At 61.4% G+C, this 15,110-nt stretch carries 14 protein-coding genes; 9 read left to right on the plus strand and 5 right to left on the minus strand.

The window, feature by feature from the left end:
- Positions 1-423: 423 nt before the first annotated feature.
- On the plus strand, positions 424-1,035 hold the full coding sequence (locus CCGE531_RS13265) for a LysE family translocator (RefSeq protein WP_120666798.1): 612 nt from the start codon (positions 424-426) through the stop codon (positions 1,033-1,035).
- Positions 1,036-1,199: 164 nt separating this feature from the next.
- On the opposite strand, the gene CCGE531_RS13270 is transcribed toward CCGE531_RS13265, so the two are convergent.
- The gene (locus CCGE531_RS13270) at positions 1,200-3,053 is read right to left on the minus strand and encodes an ABC transporter ATP-binding protein (protein WP_120664581.1); all 1,854 of its coding nucleotides are present in this window, start codon (positions 3,051-3,053) and stop codon (positions 1,200-1,202) included.
- Positions 3,054-3,444: 391 nt separating this feature from the next.
- Between CCGE531_RS13270 and CCGE531_RS13275 the strand changes: the two genes are divergently transcribed.
- The gene (locus tag CCGE531_RS13275; RefSeq protein ID WP_120664582.1) at positions 3,445-3,921 is read left to right on the plus strand and encodes a tRNA (cytidine(34)-2'-O)-methyltransferase; all 477 of its coding nucleotides are present in this window, start codon (positions 3,445-3,447) and stop codon (positions 3,919-3,921) included.
- 212 nt (positions 3,922-4,133) lie between these two features.
- On the plus strand, positions 4,134-5,291 hold the full coding sequence (locus CCGE531_RS13280; RefSeq protein WP_120664583.1) for a hypothetical protein: 1,158 nt from the start codon (positions 4,134-4,136) through the stop codon (positions 5,289-5,291).
- A gap of 85 nt (positions 5,292-5,376) precedes the next feature.
- Here CCGE531_RS13280 and CCGE531_RS13285 read toward each other — a convergent pair whose 3' ends face one another.
- A complete protein-coding gene (locus CCGE531_RS13285; RefSeq protein ID WP_162943952.1) occupies positions 5,377-5,637 on the minus strand; it encodes a hypothetical protein in 261 nt (86 codons plus the stop codon).
- 171 nt (positions 5,638-5,808) lie between these two features.
- Between CCGE531_RS13285 and hemF the strand changes: the two genes are divergently transcribed.
- The 3 genes from hemF to CCGE531_RS13300 all read left to right on the plus strand — a co-directional run bounded on the left by hemF (position 5,809) and on the right by CCGE531_RS13300 (position 7,523).
- A complete protein-coding gene (hemF, locus tag CCGE531_RS13290; protein ID WP_120664585.1) occupies positions 5,809-6,720 on the plus strand; it encodes an oxygen-dependent coproporphyrinogen oxidase in 912 nt (303 codons plus the stop codon).
- A 192-nt stretch (positions 6,721-6,912) separates the two neighbouring features.
- The gene (locus CCGE531_RS13295) at positions 6,913-7,191 is read left to right on the plus strand and encodes a hypothetical protein (RefSeq protein WP_120664586.1); all 279 of its coding nucleotides are present in this window, start codon (positions 6,913-6,915) and stop codon (positions 7,189-7,191) included.
- Positions 7,192-7,337: 146 nt separating this feature from the next.
- Positions 7,338-7,523, plus strand: coding sequence for a DUF1059 domain-containing protein (locus tag CCGE531_RS13300; RefSeq protein ID WP_120664587.1), 186 nt, complete (start codon positions 7,338-7,340; stop codon positions 7,521-7,523).
- A 127-nt stretch (positions 7,524-7,650) separates the two neighbouring features.
- Here CCGE531_RS13300 and CCGE531_RS13305 read toward each other — a convergent pair whose 3' ends face one another.
- Genes CCGE531_RS13305 through CCGE531_RS13315 form a run of 3 tightly spaced genes read right to left on the minus strand, consistent with a single transcriptional unit; the run spans position 7,651 to position 10,159 of the window.
- On the minus strand, positions 7,651-8,907 hold the full coding sequence (locus CCGE531_RS13305; protein ID WP_120664588.1) for a CCA tRNA nucleotidyltransferase: 1,257 nt from the start codon (positions 8,905-8,907) through the stop codon (positions 7,651-7,653).
- Entirely contained in the window at positions 8,904-9,539 is a 636-nt protein-coding gene (locus tag CCGE531_RS13310) for a CoA pyrophosphatase (protein ID WP_120664589.1), read from the minus strand. The genes CCGE531_RS13305 and CCGE531_RS13310 overlap by 4 nt, the downstream gene beginning before the upstream one ends.
- A complete protein-coding gene (locus CCGE531_RS13315) occupies positions 9,536-10,159 on the minus strand; it encodes a DUF1285 domain-containing protein (protein WP_120664590.1) in 624 nt (207 codons plus the stop codon). Before CCGE531_RS13315 ends, CCGE531_RS13310 begins: the two co-directional genes overlap by 4 nt.
- Before the next feature lie 167 nt (positions 10,160-10,326).
- Here CCGE531_RS13315 and CCGE531_RS13320 point away from each other — a divergent pair, with 167 nt between their 5' ends.
- Genes CCGE531_RS13320 through CCGE531_RS13330 form a run of 3 tightly spaced genes read left to right on the plus strand, consistent with a single transcriptional unit; the run spans position 10,327 to position 15,109 of the window.
- Complete coding sequence (locus tag CCGE531_RS13320; RefSeq protein WP_120664591.1) at positions 10,327-11,340, plus strand: MoxR family ATPase; 1,014 nt, start codon at positions 10,327-10,329, stop codon at positions 11,338-11,340.
- 26 nt (positions 11,341-11,366) lie between these two features.
- Positions 11,367-12,287: a DUF58 domain-containing protein gene (locus tag CCGE531_RS13325; RefSeq protein ID WP_120664592.1), complete on the plus strand. Its 921-nt coding sequence runs from the start codon at positions 11,367-11,369 to the stop codon at positions 12,285-12,287.
- Positions 12,284-15,109 (plus strand): DUF4159 domain-containing protein, encoded by a 2,826-nt coding sequence (locus tag CCGE531_RS13330; RefSeq protein WP_120664593.1) that lies wholly within the window; start codon positions 12,284-12,286, stop codon positions 15,107-15,109. Before CCGE531_RS13325 ends, CCGE531_RS13330 begins: the two co-directional genes overlap by 4 nt.
- The last annotated feature ends 1 nt before the right edge of the window (position 15,110 follow it).

The following is a 15,110-nucleotide window of genomic DNA, read 5'->3' on the forward strand; positions in this document are numbered from 1 at the left end:
AGGGAATTTCCGCAGAGCCGGAAAGTAAAGACAGGTCATCGCGAAGGTTACATTTTCGTTAGAATGCCCCATCTGTGCGTAATGAAGCGACGCGAGATCGCGACCGACCCGCAATTTCATTCAAGACCGGAGAACACGACGCGCCGATATTGCCTGAAGCCATCATCGAGTGAGATTCATGCCCTCTATTTTCCCTCAAGCCGATGCGGTGTATCCGCGGCATCCGTCGTCAATCCACCCCTGGCCCGCGACGAACCGGCCAATCGGGTGTTCCGCCGCTCGAAGCAGTGCGATTGCGGCTTTCATCGTTGGGAAAGCTTCGCCTGCGGCCCACCCGGACGCCTTGCGCGGATCGGCAGCCGAAATAAGCACGTCGGCTCAAGCCTTGTCGCCAACATGCTGCTCGTCCATGGGGGCAATCGCATGAGCATGGAGTTTCTGATAACGACCCTTATCATCGTGGCGTCTCCCGGCACCGGAGCAATCTACACGCTCGCTGCCGGATTATCGGGCGGCGCGAGGGCGAGTATGGTCGCGGCGTTCGGGTGCACACTTGGCATCATCCCGCATTTGCTTGCCGCGATAAGTGGCCTTGCAGCACTCCTGCACACCAGCGCCGTGGCGTTTCAAGCGCTGAAATGGCTCGGCGTCGCCTATCTGCTTTACATGGCCTGGTCGATGTTTTTAGAGCGGGGTGTTTTGCGCGTCGACGGTGCGCCGACCGACAAAAGCACGCGGCAAGTGATTGGCTCGGCAATCCTGATTAATTTGCTCAATCCGAAATTATCGATCTTTTTCTTCGCCTTCCTGCCTCAATTCGTGATGCCGGACCAGACAAGTCCGATTACGCTGATGCTGAAGCTTTGCCTGGTATTCATGGCACTCACCTTCATCATTTTCGCGGGATATGGTGTGTTCGCGGCCTATTTGCGCCGCCATATCGTCTCAAATCCGACTGTTCAGTCGTGGATGCGTCGAAGCTTCGCGACCGCATTCGGATTGCTCGCAGTACAACTTGCCCTTGCGAGCCGTTAGCGCGCATTGCCGTCTTCCACGTCGTTGTTGCGTTTTGATTTTGGGGAGATAGCCGCCTTGGCCTCTTCCTGATCGGCTCGGCCCTTGTGCTGCGAAGACAGTATGGCCGAAAGGGACCTGGAAACAACAACTGGGGCGCCTCAGCGCCCCAGTTGCCCTGTCCATTATTGTGCTGCCGCCTCGACCTCTTCGTGATCGGCGAGGAAGCCACCGGACTGCCGGCTCCAAAGCTCGGCATAGATGCCGCCATTCTGGACGAGCTCCTGATGCGAGCCCATCTCGATGATCCGGCCCTTGTCGAGAACGACGAGGCGGTCCATCTCGGTCAGCGTCGACAGGCGGTGGGCGATGGCGATCACCGTCTTGCCGTGCATCAGGGCGAAGAGGTTTTCCTGGATCGCCGCTTCCACTTCGGAATCGAGCGCCGAGGTTGCCTCGTCGAGCACCAGGATCGGCGCGTCCTTCAGGAAGACGCGGGCGATCGCGACACGCTGCCTCTGGCCGCCGGAAAGCTTGACGCCACGCTCGCCGACCTGCGCATCCAGTCCCGTGCGCCCCTGCATGTCGACCAGCCCTTCGATGAATTCCCAGGCATTGGCACGCTTGGCCGCCTGGATCACCTCTTCGTCGGTCGCATCCGGACGGCCATAGGCGATGTTGTCGCGGATCGAGCGATGCAGCAGCGACGTATCCTGCGTCACCACGCCGATCATCGAGCGAAGGCTGTCCTGCGTCACCCCGGCGATATCGTGGCCGTCGATGGTGATGCGGCCGCTCTCCAGATCGTAGAAGCGCAACAGCAGGTTCATCAGAGTCGTCTTGCCGGCACCGGACCGGCCGACGAGGCCGACCTTCTCGCCCGCGCGGATGTCGAGGCTCAGATCCTCGATCACACCCTTCGCCTTGCCATAGTGGAAGCGAATCTGGTCGAACCGGATCGCTCCCTGCTTGGCCGCGATCGGCGAAGCAGCCGGCTTGTCGACGATGTCGTGCGGCTTCGCCATCATCTCCATGCCGTCATAGACGGTGCCGATGTTTTCGAAGAGCGCCGAAACTTCCCACATCACCCACTGCGACATGCCGTTGACGCGCATGGCAAGGCCAATGGCAATGGCGATGGAGCCGACCGAGATCGAACCGCTGAGCCAGAACCAGATGGACAGAGCCGAAACGATGAACAGCGCAGCGCAGTTGTTGAAATAGACGGAGGCGTGGAACAGCGTCACCTTACGCATCTGCTTATGGACGGTATTGAGGAATTCCTCCATGCCGGCCTTAGCATAGGTCTCTTCACGACCCGCGTGTGAGAAGAGCTTCACCGTGGCAATGTTGGTGTAGCTGTCGACCACGCGGCCTGTCATCGTCGAGCGTGCATCGGCCTGCTGCGCGGCGATCTTGCGCAACACCGGCACGAAATAGGCAACGATGGCCACGTAGATGCCGAGCCAAAGGAGGATCGGGAACATCAGTCGCCAATCAGCGGCCGCGATGACGAGGATCATCGACAGAAAATACGTCACCACATAGACGAAGACGTCGAGAATCTTCATGACCGTTTCGCGCACGGCCAGCGAGGTCTGCATTACCTTGGTGGCGACGCGGCCCGCGAACTCGTTGGCGAAAAAGGTCATGCTGTGGCGCAGCAGGAAACGATGCATCTGCCAGCGCGCGATCATCGGATAGTTGCCGAGCAGCACCTGATGCATGATGAAGCTGTCGAGTATCGCCGCAAGCGGCAGGCCGACGAGCACCATCGCGCCCATCCAGAACAGCTTGTGCCATTCGGTCTGCAGGAAGGTCGCCCTGTCCGCCTTCGTCAGCCAGTCGACGATATCGCCGAGGAATTTGAACAGAGCCACCTCGCCGATCGCGATCGACATGGTAAGGATGCTCATGGCGATCAGCCACGGCAAGGCCGGCTTGGAATAGTGCCAGCAGAAGGCGAAGAGGCCGCGCGGCGGAGTGTCCGGCACCTCGCTCGGGAATGGATTTAGTCGGCGTTCGAACCAGCCAAACATTGAAATGCTCCAGAGACTCGACCTTTTGACCACCTGCTGCGCCTAAAAGTCGCAGATTGATATGGTGGCCGGGCGATGAAAGAACGAGGCCATACTAGCCGCGAAATGAATCAAAAAAGGAGGTACCTGCGAAGGAGCGCCTTAAAGCGCCCTGATCAGAACCGTGTTCACGGCACGGGGGCGCATCATTACAAAGGTGATATCCATCTGCGCCTCCTATTTCGCTGGTTGTAGAGCGAGTGTCTTTTAGCGCGCATTTCTCTTTTTGAAAAGCGAAATATGCCTGAAAAATGGGCTGAAACCTTCAATTGTGCTGATGGGAAACATCACAAAAATCGAGGGATCGACGAAAATCGAAGACAAATTCGGGTGTTTTCGCTAGTTGCAGCGCATGACCAAGCTCCGCATCGCCCTTTATCAACCCGACATCCCCGGCAACACCGGCACGATCCTGCGGCTTGCCGCCTGTCTCGGCCTCGGCGTCGACATCATCGAGCCGGCCGGCTTCGACATATCGGATCGCAATCTGAAGCGCGCCGGCATGGATTACCTGACCGCAGTTACCCTCACCAGGCACGTCAACTGGGAACGCTTCGAGGCATGGCGGCGGGAAAGCGGACGACGGCTGGTGCTGGCCTCGACGAAGGCGGCGCAACGCTACACGGATTTTGCCTTCCGCGACGACGATATTCTCCTCTTCGGCCGCGAAAGCGCCGGTGTGCCGGAGCATGTGCACGAAAAGGCCGATGGCCGGATCCTGATCCCCATGGTCGAGGGCCAACGCTCCATCAATGTCGCGATGTCGGCAGCCATGATATCGGGGGAAGCCTTGCGGCAAACGCACTACAGCGCCGCGCGTCACATGTGACGCGCAAAGGTCGCTGTAGCACTTTAAAGCTGCCGCATAATTTTGTCCTTAAATCGATCCGATTTAAGGAATCATGCGGTAGCAGCCGCTTGCCGCACCGGGGCCGCGCCAGGCTTGAATGTCGCACCGAATAGGCGTTGGCACGCCGGATAAAGTGTGAGAAGCTTCGCCCTGGAATGCTCTAACTCAGGCAACCTTGGCGAGGTGACCCCATGTTCCAGACGGCATTCACGCTTTCCCTTACGCAGTTCGCACGCACATTGAGCCTCCCCGAACGGCTCCAGCACTCCCCTTTGCGCAACCTCGCGCTTGAAGGCTTTCGCCAGCGGAACCTGGCTCTGGATGCGCTGTTCTACGACGTCACGGTCATCACACCCGAGGAAGCCTTTTACATCAGTGACTCGCTCGCCGCCGAGGGCGCGATCCTGCTCGTTCCGCCGAGCGGTCTTGGGGCGCTCACCCTCTGCGAAACCATCGATGAATTCGTCTTGCGCGGCGGCGGCGATGCCCGGGCGCTCGCAGTCGCCGGCATCGGCGGTTCCGCGCTCGGAGCGGCCGCCTTCGCCCGCAATGTGGCCGATGCGGTCGACGCGCCGGTCGCGGTCGTCGTCTCGGGCTACGGCATAGCCGATGTCATCACCGAAGCCTTCGGCGGATCGCTTTTCTTCGGTCATTTGAGGGGACTGCGGCCTCTGCTTGAAAGCCTGGATGATCTTGCCGGCCGGCCCAATGTTGGAGCGCAGCGTGACGGAACTGCTGCCCGCACCAGCCTGGACACCAGAACGGTACAAGCGCTTCTTGCCGATCCCCGCCTCTCCTTCCCTCTGCTGGCGGGCCACTCCAAAGGCAATCTCGTCCTTTCTGCCGCCCTGCATAACCTCTTAAAGCAGGATGAAGGGCGGGTCGCCGAACTGGCGCGATGTACGAAGATCGTGACGATCGGCGCGCGCATCGCCATGCCCTCGGTATTCACCGATGTCGTCGATGTCATGGGCGAGTGGGACTGGTTCGGCGAGATCAACTCACGACGGTACATCCACGCCGATCGGCGCATTTCGCAGGCATGGCATCACACGAACACCGATTTGAGCGGCCACCTGCCGGTGACCATCACGCTGATGGAAATTCTTGCGGCATCGCCCATCGTTGAAGATCAAAAGGCGGGGGAACGCCAAGCCGCAAAGCGCGGTGCCGTGGCCGAACCGCCGGCAATGCCGGAGACAAGGTCTCCCTCACCACCGGCTCCGGGCGGCGGCAACACGGCCACGATCGAGAAGGTCAAGAAAGCTTTCTCTACAGGCCCCATGCCAAGCGCTCAGCCGCCCGCATCCGGCCTGTCGGATGATGCACAATCACCCAAGCCGCATTGAGCTGGCGACACATCGCAAGCCAGCCAGGAGAAAACGGGAACGCACTTCGGAGCCTATCGCCCACTGAAGGCGGTAAAATATTAGGTCAATCCGCGGAGGGCAGGCGCCGCATGGTGAATTCGATGCGATCGCCGTCGATCTGACGCCAGCTTTCGACTTCAGTCCAATAAGCGGCTTTCGGAAATTCATCGAACCATTCGCGCGCCTTTTCACGCGCTTCGGGGCGGCTCAAACAAAAGGTCTCGCGAACGAATTCGCTTTTTCCGCCGGTGGGATGTTCCTGCCGGTAACGGAATATTCTGCGTCTCAACCCGTCTAGGGGCGGCGGTCCAGGTATCCTCATGATAAAACCTCGCCTTTGAGAGAGGGAACATAATACCGCATTGTGAAATTTGCGAGTCGATTCTCCTGCGACGTTGCTGCACTGGCTGCGCCGCAATCTTGCTGATATTCCAAATCACGATACATAGAGTGCGAATCGCGGGCCGCCGGCCGCTCGCGCCGTCGGAGAGCATGCATGGAACGACCCAATCTTCCCAAGGGATTACCCGAGGATATTGAAGAAAAGAAAGAAGCAGCGCGACACTGGTTCGAAGGCCTGCGCGACACGATCTGCGCGGAATTCGAGCAGCTGGAGAAAGAGCTGACCGGCCCTCTTTCCGACCAGGAACCGGGCCGCTTCGTCGCCAAAGACTGGCAAAGAGACAAGGGCCAGGGCGGCGGCGGCCGCATGTCGATGATGGAAGGCCGCGTCTTCGAAAAAGTCGGCGTCCATACATCGACGGTCCATGGCGAATTTTCCCCCGATTTTCGCAGCCAGATTCCAGGCGCCGAAGAAGATCCTCGCTTCTGGGCTTCCGGATTGTCGCTGATTGCGCATCCCATCAATCCGAACGTGCCGACCGTGCACATGAATACCCGCATGGTCGTCACGACGAGCCAGTGGTTCGGTGGCGGGGCCGATCTGACGCCGATGCTCGATCGCCGGCGCACCCAGGAAGATGCCGACAGCGCGCTCTTCCACCGTGCCATGCAGATCGTCTGCGATCGCCATGCCGTCGCGGACTACCAGCATTACAAGAACTGGTGCGACGAATATTTCTTCCTGAAGCACCGCAACGAGCCGCGCGGCATCGGCGGCATCTTCTTCGACTGGCTGCATTCTACGGAAGAAGCCGGCGGCTGGAATGCCGATTTTGCCTTCACGCGCGACGTCGGCCGCGCCTTCACGATGGTCTACCCGCGCATCGTCCGCTCCAATTTCAACGAAACATGGACGGAAGAGGACCGCGACGAGCAATTAATTCGCCGCGGACGTTATGTGGAGTTCAATTTGCTGTACGATAGGGGTACAATATTCGGACTGAAGACGGGCGGCAACGTGGAGTCCATTCTTTCGTCTTTGCCGCCGGTAGTGCGTTGGCCCTGATGCAGGTCGCGCAAGGGTGGCGGCGTTTTGCGATAACGACATGCGAAAGCGGGCGATGCTGAGCGTAACCAGCGAATCTGAAAGATCGCGACACGCTTTGGTGTCCGACATGAATTGATCGGACAATGCCCTGAAATCGGCGGGAGGAGTGCCTAAGTGATCTAATGCTCGTTTCAATCGGAGGAGGTTGTAATGGCAGCAGAGAAACAAGTCACCGAAGCTTCGAAAGAGCAGAAACTTTCACGCACGGTCGATAGTCCGGAGTTCATCATCCGGCTGGCCGAAGATATGCGGATCCGCAGCGGATCCGACCTGCCGCTATCCTGCTTCATCGAACAGATGAGAATGCAGTTGGCGGGCAAATCGCCGAACGACATCGCCCGCTTCGCGGCCGATCGTTCGGCAGGACAGGCACCGATTACGAAGTATCAGTCATCGGACTGCTTCAAATCCTGGGCAATGCCGGATTGAAATCCGGAAGACCGCCGCCGGCAAGCGGGAGGCTTGCCGGGCGGCAGAAACCTTTTTCCGTCCACCGCGTTTAGTCCCGTGTCCTTCGGCCCCTATGCCTTTCGGGCGTGAGGGACCGGAAACTAGTGAATGATGAGGAGGAAGATATGCGACTGTTCGAATGTGGTACGCTCGTGCCCGGCTGCTCCTGGCATACTCGCGCCAAGGACGATGCCGAAGTGGTTCGCCGCGCCGTCGAGCACATGCGCGAAGCGCATGGCGAAACAACTATCCGGGAAAACATGGTCGACAATATCAAGGCACGCATCCGCGACGAGGCCAACGCGGCCTGATTAGAGCACTTCCAGGAAAAGTGCGCAGCGGTTTTCCGTCCGGAATGCGTGGTAAAACAGGAAGATAGGCATTTTCGCGATTCGAAGAAAAGCGGAAATGCTCTGGTGCCGGCAAGAGGCCTCGATATCACGCAGCGGCCAATTCCTTCAGTCGGGCGAGAAGGCTCGCCCGGTTCATTGCAAAATTTCCGTCGAGCCATTCCTGCTCTAGCTTGCCAAGGAGTTCGCCAACGCGTGGCCCGGCGGCGATACCCGCGGCCAGCGCATCCGCGCCGCTGAGCGGAAATGCGGGCTTTTTCCATTTTGCCGCCCGTTCCAGCAATTTGCCCAGCCGCGCAGCACGCCCCATCTCCTCGAAATCGCTCTCCGCCTTGCTCCGCGCGGTTATCAGCGCCAGTTTCAGCCGAACCGCAACGCCGGAAGGATCATGGCGATAAAGCAGGCGGTCGAAGGCAGCTTCCGAGATATCGTCCCTGACGACTGGCGCATTAGCCCATGCCTGGAGATAGGCGCCTTCGGCTTTCGAAAGACGCAGCCGCTCCGCAAGCTTCGCAAGTCTCGCGGCATCCGGCGGCACGATGGCGGCAAGCCGCAGCAATGGCTCCGTCGGCCAGCCGAGCGCCTGTTCGGTGGCGACAAGCCCCGGAACGGCGTCGATGCCCCATTTCTCGGTCTCCGCCAGCACTTCGGTCAATATGCCGACCTGGCGCATCCAGAGCAGCGCCCTGCCCGGATCCTGAGCCGCCAGCAGCTTCTTCATTTCCGACCAGATGCGCTCGGCCGAGAGCGTTGATATCTTCTCCCTTGCAGCGGCACAGGCCCGCAACCCATCCGCATCCGGCCGGCCGCTGCCGTAATAGGCGAAGAAGCGGAAGAACCGCAGGATGCGCAAGTGATCCTCGGCGATCCGCGTCGCCGCATCGCCGATGAAGCGAATGTTGCGCCGCTCGAGATCGGCGAGCCCGCCGACGAGATCCACGACCTCGCCATCGGCCGAAGCGTAGAGCGCGTTGATCGTCAGGTCGCGCCGCTCGGCATCCGCCTGCCAATCCTGGCTGAAGGCGACGCGGGCGCGGCGCCCGTCCGTTTCAACATCGTGCCGCAGGGTGGTGATTTCGAACGGTTTTCCGTCAATTACCAGGGTCACGGTGCCGTGCGCGATGCCCGTCGGCACCGCCTTGATCCCGGCCGTCTCCGCTCTTTCGACGACGGCTTCCGGCAAGAGAGTGGTTGCTATGTCGATATCGGCGACCGGCAATCCCATCAGGCTGTTGCGCACCGCCCCGCCGACGACGCGCCCTTCGCCGCCATCGGCATCGAGCAACGACAGCACCCGCTGCAACGCCTTATCGCGAAACCAGGCCTCACCAGCAACGGACATCATGTGTAAAGCCTTTCATAAAGCGTGCGGACGATGCCCGCGGTAATGCCCCATATCATGCGCTGACCGTAAGGCATGCGGTAGAAATGCCGTTCGCTCCCCTGCCAGAGCATCGTGTCGGTGACATGGTGGCTGGGATTCATCAGAAAAGAGAGCGGCACCTCGAAGGCATCCTCCACTTCTGTCGGATTGAGAGCCAGATCGAAGCCGGGCTTCACGACCGCGAGAATGGGCGTAATGCGAAAACCGGTGGCAGCCAGATAATGCGGCAGCCGCCCGACAGGCTCGATGAAGATATCGGCAAGCCCAATCTCCTCGCCCGCCTCGCGCATGGCCGCCATTTCCGGCGAGGCATCCTCCGGATCGATGGCGCCGCCCGGAAAGGCGATCTGACCGGAATGCTTGCGCAGGGTGGATGTCCTCAGCGTGAAGATGACCTTGGCATCCTCGCCGCTGTCGACGACCGGTATGAGTACGGCAGCATCCTTCAGCTTCAGGTCCGCGACCTGCGATATGGTCTCCGGATTAAGCAGATGATCGCCATGATCGCGCCAGGCGAGATCGATCGGGCCGCCGCTCTGATTGAGGGCGCGACGGCGGAATTCATCTGCGGAATAAAGAGGGAATTCACTCATCGAGTCAGCGCATCCAGTTCCGCAACCGGCATGACGGGGAAGATCGTCCCGCCGGAGCGCACGCAGAACATCTCGCGCCCGGCGATTTCAACGGGTTCGCCGAGTTCGACGAGATCGTACATGACCGCGCGCGTCACCAGCGCCTCCAGGCGCCCCCGCACATGCAGGTAGGGCTTCAATTCGTCATTCTCGCCGCGGATGACGAAGCGGATCGGATGGTCCCTGCCCGCTTCGACGACATCGCCGACATTCGTGCGGAATGTCAGCACGCGCTTGCCATCGCGCTCCGTCACGCTCATCTCGACAGCCACGAAAGGCGCGTCGACGACGCGAATACCGACTTTTTCCACAGGCGTGACGAGATAGGTCTTCTCATCGGCATCCTTGCGCAGGACGGTGGAAAACAGTCGCACCAGCGGCGCGCGGCCGATCGGCGTGCCCAGATAGAACCAGGTGCCGTCGGCCCTGATTTCCATGTCGATATCGCCGCAGAACGGCGGATTCCAGCTATCGACGGGCGGCAGACCCTTCTTGCGGCCGCCGCTGTCACCGGCTGCGCGCGAAATCAGCGCCGCGAGGCTCGCAGCGTCGCCCGTTGCCTTGATTTCCTCGGTTGCCATTCTTCTGTCCCGGTTGGTCGTTAGTCACGAATATGACAGTTCTCACGAGATAGTCATTTGAAACGTGCTTGTCAGCTATCTTGGTGGCGATAAGTTGTATTGATTATGAGGCAAATGTGTAACGTCTGCGAATCACGCGCACCGTTTTTCTGCCATTGGAGACGCAAATGGGCATGATCAAATCGACCGAAACGAGCCTCGACGAGCAGGCCATCATCGCATCCGCCGAAAAGGCGTTGAGCGATATTGCCGCCGTTCGCGAGGAGGTGTCGAAGGTCATTTTCGGCCAGGAAAGCGTTGTGGAGAACACGCTTCTGGCCGTGCTCGCCGGCGGTCACGCCCTGCTCGTCGGCGTGCCCGGCCTTGCAAAAACCAAGCTCGTGACCACGCTCGGCGCAGTCCTCGGCCTTGCCTCCAACCGCGTGCAGTTCACCCCCGACCTCATGCCCTCGGATATTCTCGGCTCCGAAGTGATGGATCAGGACGAGAGCGGCCGCCGCTCCTTCCGCTTCGTCAAGGGACCGGTCTTCGCGCAATTGCTGATGGCCGACGAGATCAACCGCGCCTCGCCGCGCACGCAGTCGGCCCTGCTTCAGTCCATGCAGGAATACCACGTCACCATCGCCGGCCAGCGTTATGACCTGCCCGCTCCTTTCCACGTTCTCGCAACGCAGAACCCGCTCGAGCAGGAAGGCACCTATCCGCTGCCGGAAGCCCAGCTCGACCGTTTCCTGCTGCAGGTTGATGTCGATTATCCCGAGCTTGCCGACGAGCGCCGCATCCTGCTTGAGACCACCGGTCTCAGCGAAGCGACGCCGCAGGCGGTCATCGATGCAGAGCGCCTGCTGGAAATCCAGCAGCTGATCCGGCAGATGCCGGTTGGTGACGGCGTGGTCGATGCGATCCTGTCTCTGGTGCGTTCCGCCCGCCCGGGCCAGGGCAATGCCTCGACCGACAAGCATGTCGCCTGGGGTCCCGGCCCGCGCGCCGGCCAGGCCATGATGCTTTGCGCCCGTGCCCGCGCACTTTATGAAGGCCGGCTTGCACCGTCGATCGACGACGTGCATGCGCTGGCAGAACCCATTCTCGAGCACCGCATGGCGCTGACCTTTGCGGCTCGCGCCGAAGGCATGTCGGTGCGCGATGTCATCGCAGGGCTGTTAAAACAGCCGAGACCATGAGCCGGATGTCGAGGAGAGTATAGCGCGTGGCATCCATCGGACAGATCGTCAGACCGACCTCAGGCAACGATGCCCTCTCCCGAGCCCGTAGTCGCGCCGCCCTCGTGCCGGATTGCCTTGTCGAAGCCAAGCGCATCGCCAACACCGTCATCGCCGGCTGGCACGGCCGGCGTAAACGCGGCATCGGCGAGAATTTCTGGCAATTCCGCCCCTATACCGAAGGCGAAAGCCTTTCGCGCATCGACTGGCGGCGCTCGGCCCGCGACGATCACACCTATATCCGCGATCATGAATGGGAAGCGGCGCACACGATCTGGCTCTGGGCCGATCTGTCGCCGTCCATGATGTACAAATCGACCTATGGCCACGCCTCCAAGGAGAGCCGTGCGCTCGTCCTGATGCTGGCGCTGGCGGAAATTCTCTCCCGCTCCGGCGAACGCATCGGCTGCCCCGGCATCATGGAGCCGGTCTCGACCCGCAATGCCGCCGAACGGCTGGCGGCAGCCCTGATGCACACGCCTCTCGAAGGCGGCCTGCCGCAGACGGCGATGATCCGCGGCTGGAGCGACATTGTGCTGATCGGCGATTTTCTCGATGACACCGACCGCGTCATGGGCAGCATCGGGCCTTTGGCGCGCCGGGGCTTGCGCGGTCATGTGATCGAGGTGGCCGATCCGGCCGAAGAACTCTTTCCCTATAGCGGACGAACCGAATTCAGCGATCCCGAAACAGGTTCGAAGCTCATTGCCGGCCGCGCGGAAAACCTGCGCGACGACTATCGACGCGCCTATCTCGGCCGCCGCGAAAACCTCGGCCAGTCGCTGCGCCATCTCGGCTGGACCTTCATCAGCCACCGCACGGACCGGCTGGCCTCCGAAGCGCTGGTCGCCGTGCATATGTATCTTTCCGGCATGCCCGCCAGGGTAGCTCCCGGAGGGCAGCCATGAGTGGTCTCTCCTTCGCATTCGCCTCGCCCGCCATCCTCGGCGCTTTGATCCTGCTGCCCGCGATCTGGTGGCTGCTGCGTCTCACGCCGCCACAGCCACGGGCAGAAGTCTTTCCGCCGCTGCGCATTCTGGCCGCCATCCTCAAGCGCGAGGAAACGCCGGCGCGCAGCCCGTGGTGGCTGACGCTGCTGCGCATGCTGCTGGCCGCCCTCGTCATTCTCGCCATCGCCAATCCGATGTTCAATCCGCGTACCAATACGCTGTCGAGCGGCGGCCCGCTGGTATTGGTGATCGACAATAGCTGGGCCAGCGTCTCGGATTGGGAGCGCCGTGTCCGAACGGCCGACGCGCTGATCGACGATGCCGATGCGAAAGAGATTCCCGTCTCAATCGCCTTCACCGCCGAGCAGAACAATGATGCGACGCCGGGTGCCGCGACATCGGCCCGTGACAAGCTGCATGCCATGAACCCGCGGCCGCTGGTGCCGGATCGCGGGCGTGCCGCCGATGCCGTGAAGGCCGCGCTCAACGGCAGCAGGCCCGGCACGATCGCCTTCATCTCCGATGGCGTCAAGAGCAAGGGCAAGGACGACATCGTCAGCCGGCTCGCCGCGCTGCAGCCAAGCGAGCTGCGGATGATCGAAGGCGATGGTCAAAACATCATTGCACTCACCGGCGCGACCAATACCGCCAACAACATGACCGTCACCGCAACGCGCCTGAATGGCACCGCCCCGATGCGCCTTGGGCTGACCGCGCAGGACAACCAGGGACGACCGATCGCCGCCGGTTCGCTTGATTTTGCCGACGGCCAGACAATCGCCACCGGCTCCATTGCCGCTCCTTTCGAGATGCGCAATGATTTCGCCCGCATAAGCCTCGACCGGCAGGCGAGCGCAGGCAGCGTCTATCTGCTCGACGATGGTTTCCGGCGCCGGCGCGTGGCACTTCTCTCCGGTCAGGCGGCCGACGAATTCCAGCCGATCCTGTCGCCGCTCTACTATATCCAGCGCGCCCTCCAGCCCTATGCCGACCTGACCCAGCCGAACAGCGCCGATCTCGCCAAATCGATCCCGGAATTGCTCGCCGGCAATCCCTCGGTCATCATCATGGCCGATGTCGGTCGCCTGCCGCAGGAAACCTATGCGCCGCTGCAGAAGTGGATCCAGAATGGCGGCACCCTCGTCCGCTTCGCCGGCCCGCGTCTTGCCGCGGCACCCGCCGACGATCCCCTCGTTCCGGTGACGCTGCGGCAGGGCGAGCGCACCTTCGGCGGCGCGCTTTCCTGGGCCGAGCCGCAGCCGCTCGCCGATTTCCCGTCCTTCGGCCCCTTCGCCGGCATGCCGAAGCCCAAGGATGTCCTGATCAAGCGGCAGGTTCTGGCCGAGCCGACGCCGGATCTGGCCGAACGTACCTGGGCAAGCCTTGCCGACGGCACGCCGCTGGTGACCGAAAAGCAGATGCAGGCCGGCCGCATCGTTCTCTTCCACGTCAGCGCCGAACCGCAATGGTCCGACCTGCCGATATCAGGCGATTTCGTCGAAATGCTGCGCCGGATCGTGCAGCTGTCCCACGCCGGTGGTGTCACCCCGGCGGAAGGGGCCGCAGCCAAGGGAAGCGAGGCAATGCCGCCTTACCGGCTTCTGACGGCCAAGGGCGTATTGACCAGCGAAATCGGCAGCGCCCGCCCGCTGGAGCCGAACAATAAGGGAGCCGCTGTCGCGAGTTTCGACAACCCACCCGGCCTCTACGGCTCCGAAGAGGGCTTTACCGCGCTCAATACCCTGCCGAGCGGCACGGAACTGAAACCACTGGATGCCTCGGCGCTCGGCTCGGTCGCACGCGAAGGCCTTATCGGCGGCGAAGCCTGGTCGGCAAAGCCGATCCTTTTCACCCTCGCCTTCCTGATCCTGCTGGCCGACAGCCTGGTCGTATTGTTCATGAATGGCGCCTTTCCGCGCCTGGGCAGATCGGCAAAGACAATCGCCGGAGGCGCGGCGATGCTGCTGCTGGCGGCCTCGCTTTCCATCTTCCTGCATCCGGCAAGCGCTCTCGCCGACGATTCAAAACCCGGCGACGACACCATCTTTTCGCGGTTGGACAAGACGCATCTTGCCTATGTCGTGACGGGCGAGTCGGAAGTCGATCACATCTCCGAGCGCGGGCTTGCCGGCCTCTCCGACTATCTCACCTATCGCACGACGCTCGAGCCCGGTCCTCCGGTCGGGCTGGACCTGACCAAGGACGAATTGGCCTTTTACCCGCTTATCTACTGGCCGGTTTCAGCGACAGCACCGATGCCCTCCAACGACGCCATCAACCGCATCGATGCCTATATGCGCAATGGCGGCACCGTGCTGTTCGATACCCGTGACGCCATCGACACGATGGGCGATACCTCGACACCGAGCCCGAACGGCCAGCGGCTGCAGCAGATCCTCGCCAATCTCGATATTCCGCCCTTGGAGCCGGTGCCGGCGGGACATGTGCTGACCAAATCCTTCTATCTTCTGTCGAGCTTCCCCGGCCGCTATGCCGATAGCCCGCTCTGGGTGGAAGCGCGCCAGGATATGCGCCGCGACGCGAATGCGGTCGCAACCTCAGACGGCGTGACGCCGATCATCATAACGGGCAATGATCTTGCCGGTGCCTGGGCCGTGGATGAAAACGGTTCGCCGCTGCTGCCGACCGTGCCGCCGGACGAGTCCCAGCGCGAATATGCCTACCGCACCGGCGTCAACATCATGATGTACATGCTGACCGGAAACTATAAATCCGATCAGGTCCACGTTCCGGACATCCTGCAGCGCTTGGGGCAATAAT

The organism is Rhizobium sp. CCGE531, assembly GCF_003627795.1.
Lineage (GTDB): Bacteria > Pseudomonadota > Alphaproteobacteria > Rhizobiales > Rhizobiaceae > Rhizobium.

Coding starts and splice junctions, on each gene's coding strand:
- CCGE531_RS13270 (WP_120664581.1), bottom strand. CDS start 3,053: ATGTTTGGCTGGTTCGAACGCCGACTAAATCCATTCCCGAGCGAGGTG.
- CCGE531_RS13315 (WP_120664590.1), bottom strand. CDS start 10,159: ATGGCAACCGAGGAAATCAAGGCAACGGGCGACGCTGCGAGCCTCGCG.
- CCGE531_RS13310 (WP_120664589.1), bottom strand. CDS start 9,539: ATGAGTGAATTCCCTCTTTATTCCGCAGATGAATTCCGCCGTCGCGCC.
- CCGE531_RS13300 (WP_120664587.1), top strand. CDS start 7,338: ATGCGACTGTTCGAATGTGGTACGCTCGTGCCCGGCTGCTCCTGGCAT.
- CCGE531_RS13275 (WP_120664582.1), top strand. CDS start 3,445: ATGACCAAGCTCCGCATCGCCCTTTATCAACCCGACATCCCCGGCAAC.
- CCGE531_RS13280 (WP_120664583.1), top strand. CDS start 4,134: ATGTTCCAGACGGCATTCACGCTTTCCCTTACGCAGTTCGCACGCACA.
- CCGE531_RS13330 (WP_120664593.1), top strand. CDS start 12,284: ATGAGTGGTCTCTCCTTCGCATTCGCCTCGCCCGCCATCCTCGGCGCT.
- CCGE531_RS13295 (WP_120664586.1), top strand. CDS start 6,913: ATGGCAGCAGAGAAACAAGTCACCGAAGCTTCGAAAGAGCAGAAACTT.
- hemF (WP_120664585.1), top strand. CDS start 5,809: ATGGAACGACCCAATCTTCCCAAGGGATTACCCGAGGATATTGAAGAA.
- CCGE531_RS13305 (WP_120664588.1), bottom strand. CDS start 8,907: ATGATGTCCGTTGCTGGTGAGGCCTGGTTTCGCGATAAGGCGTTGCAG.
- CCGE531_RS13320 (WP_120664591.1), top strand. CDS start 10,327: ATGGGCATGATCAAATCGACCGAAACGAGCCTCGACGAGCAGGCCATC.
- CCGE531_RS13265 (WP_120666798.1), top strand. CDS start 424: ATGAGCATGGAGTTTCTGATAACGACCCTTATCATCGTGGCGTCTCCC.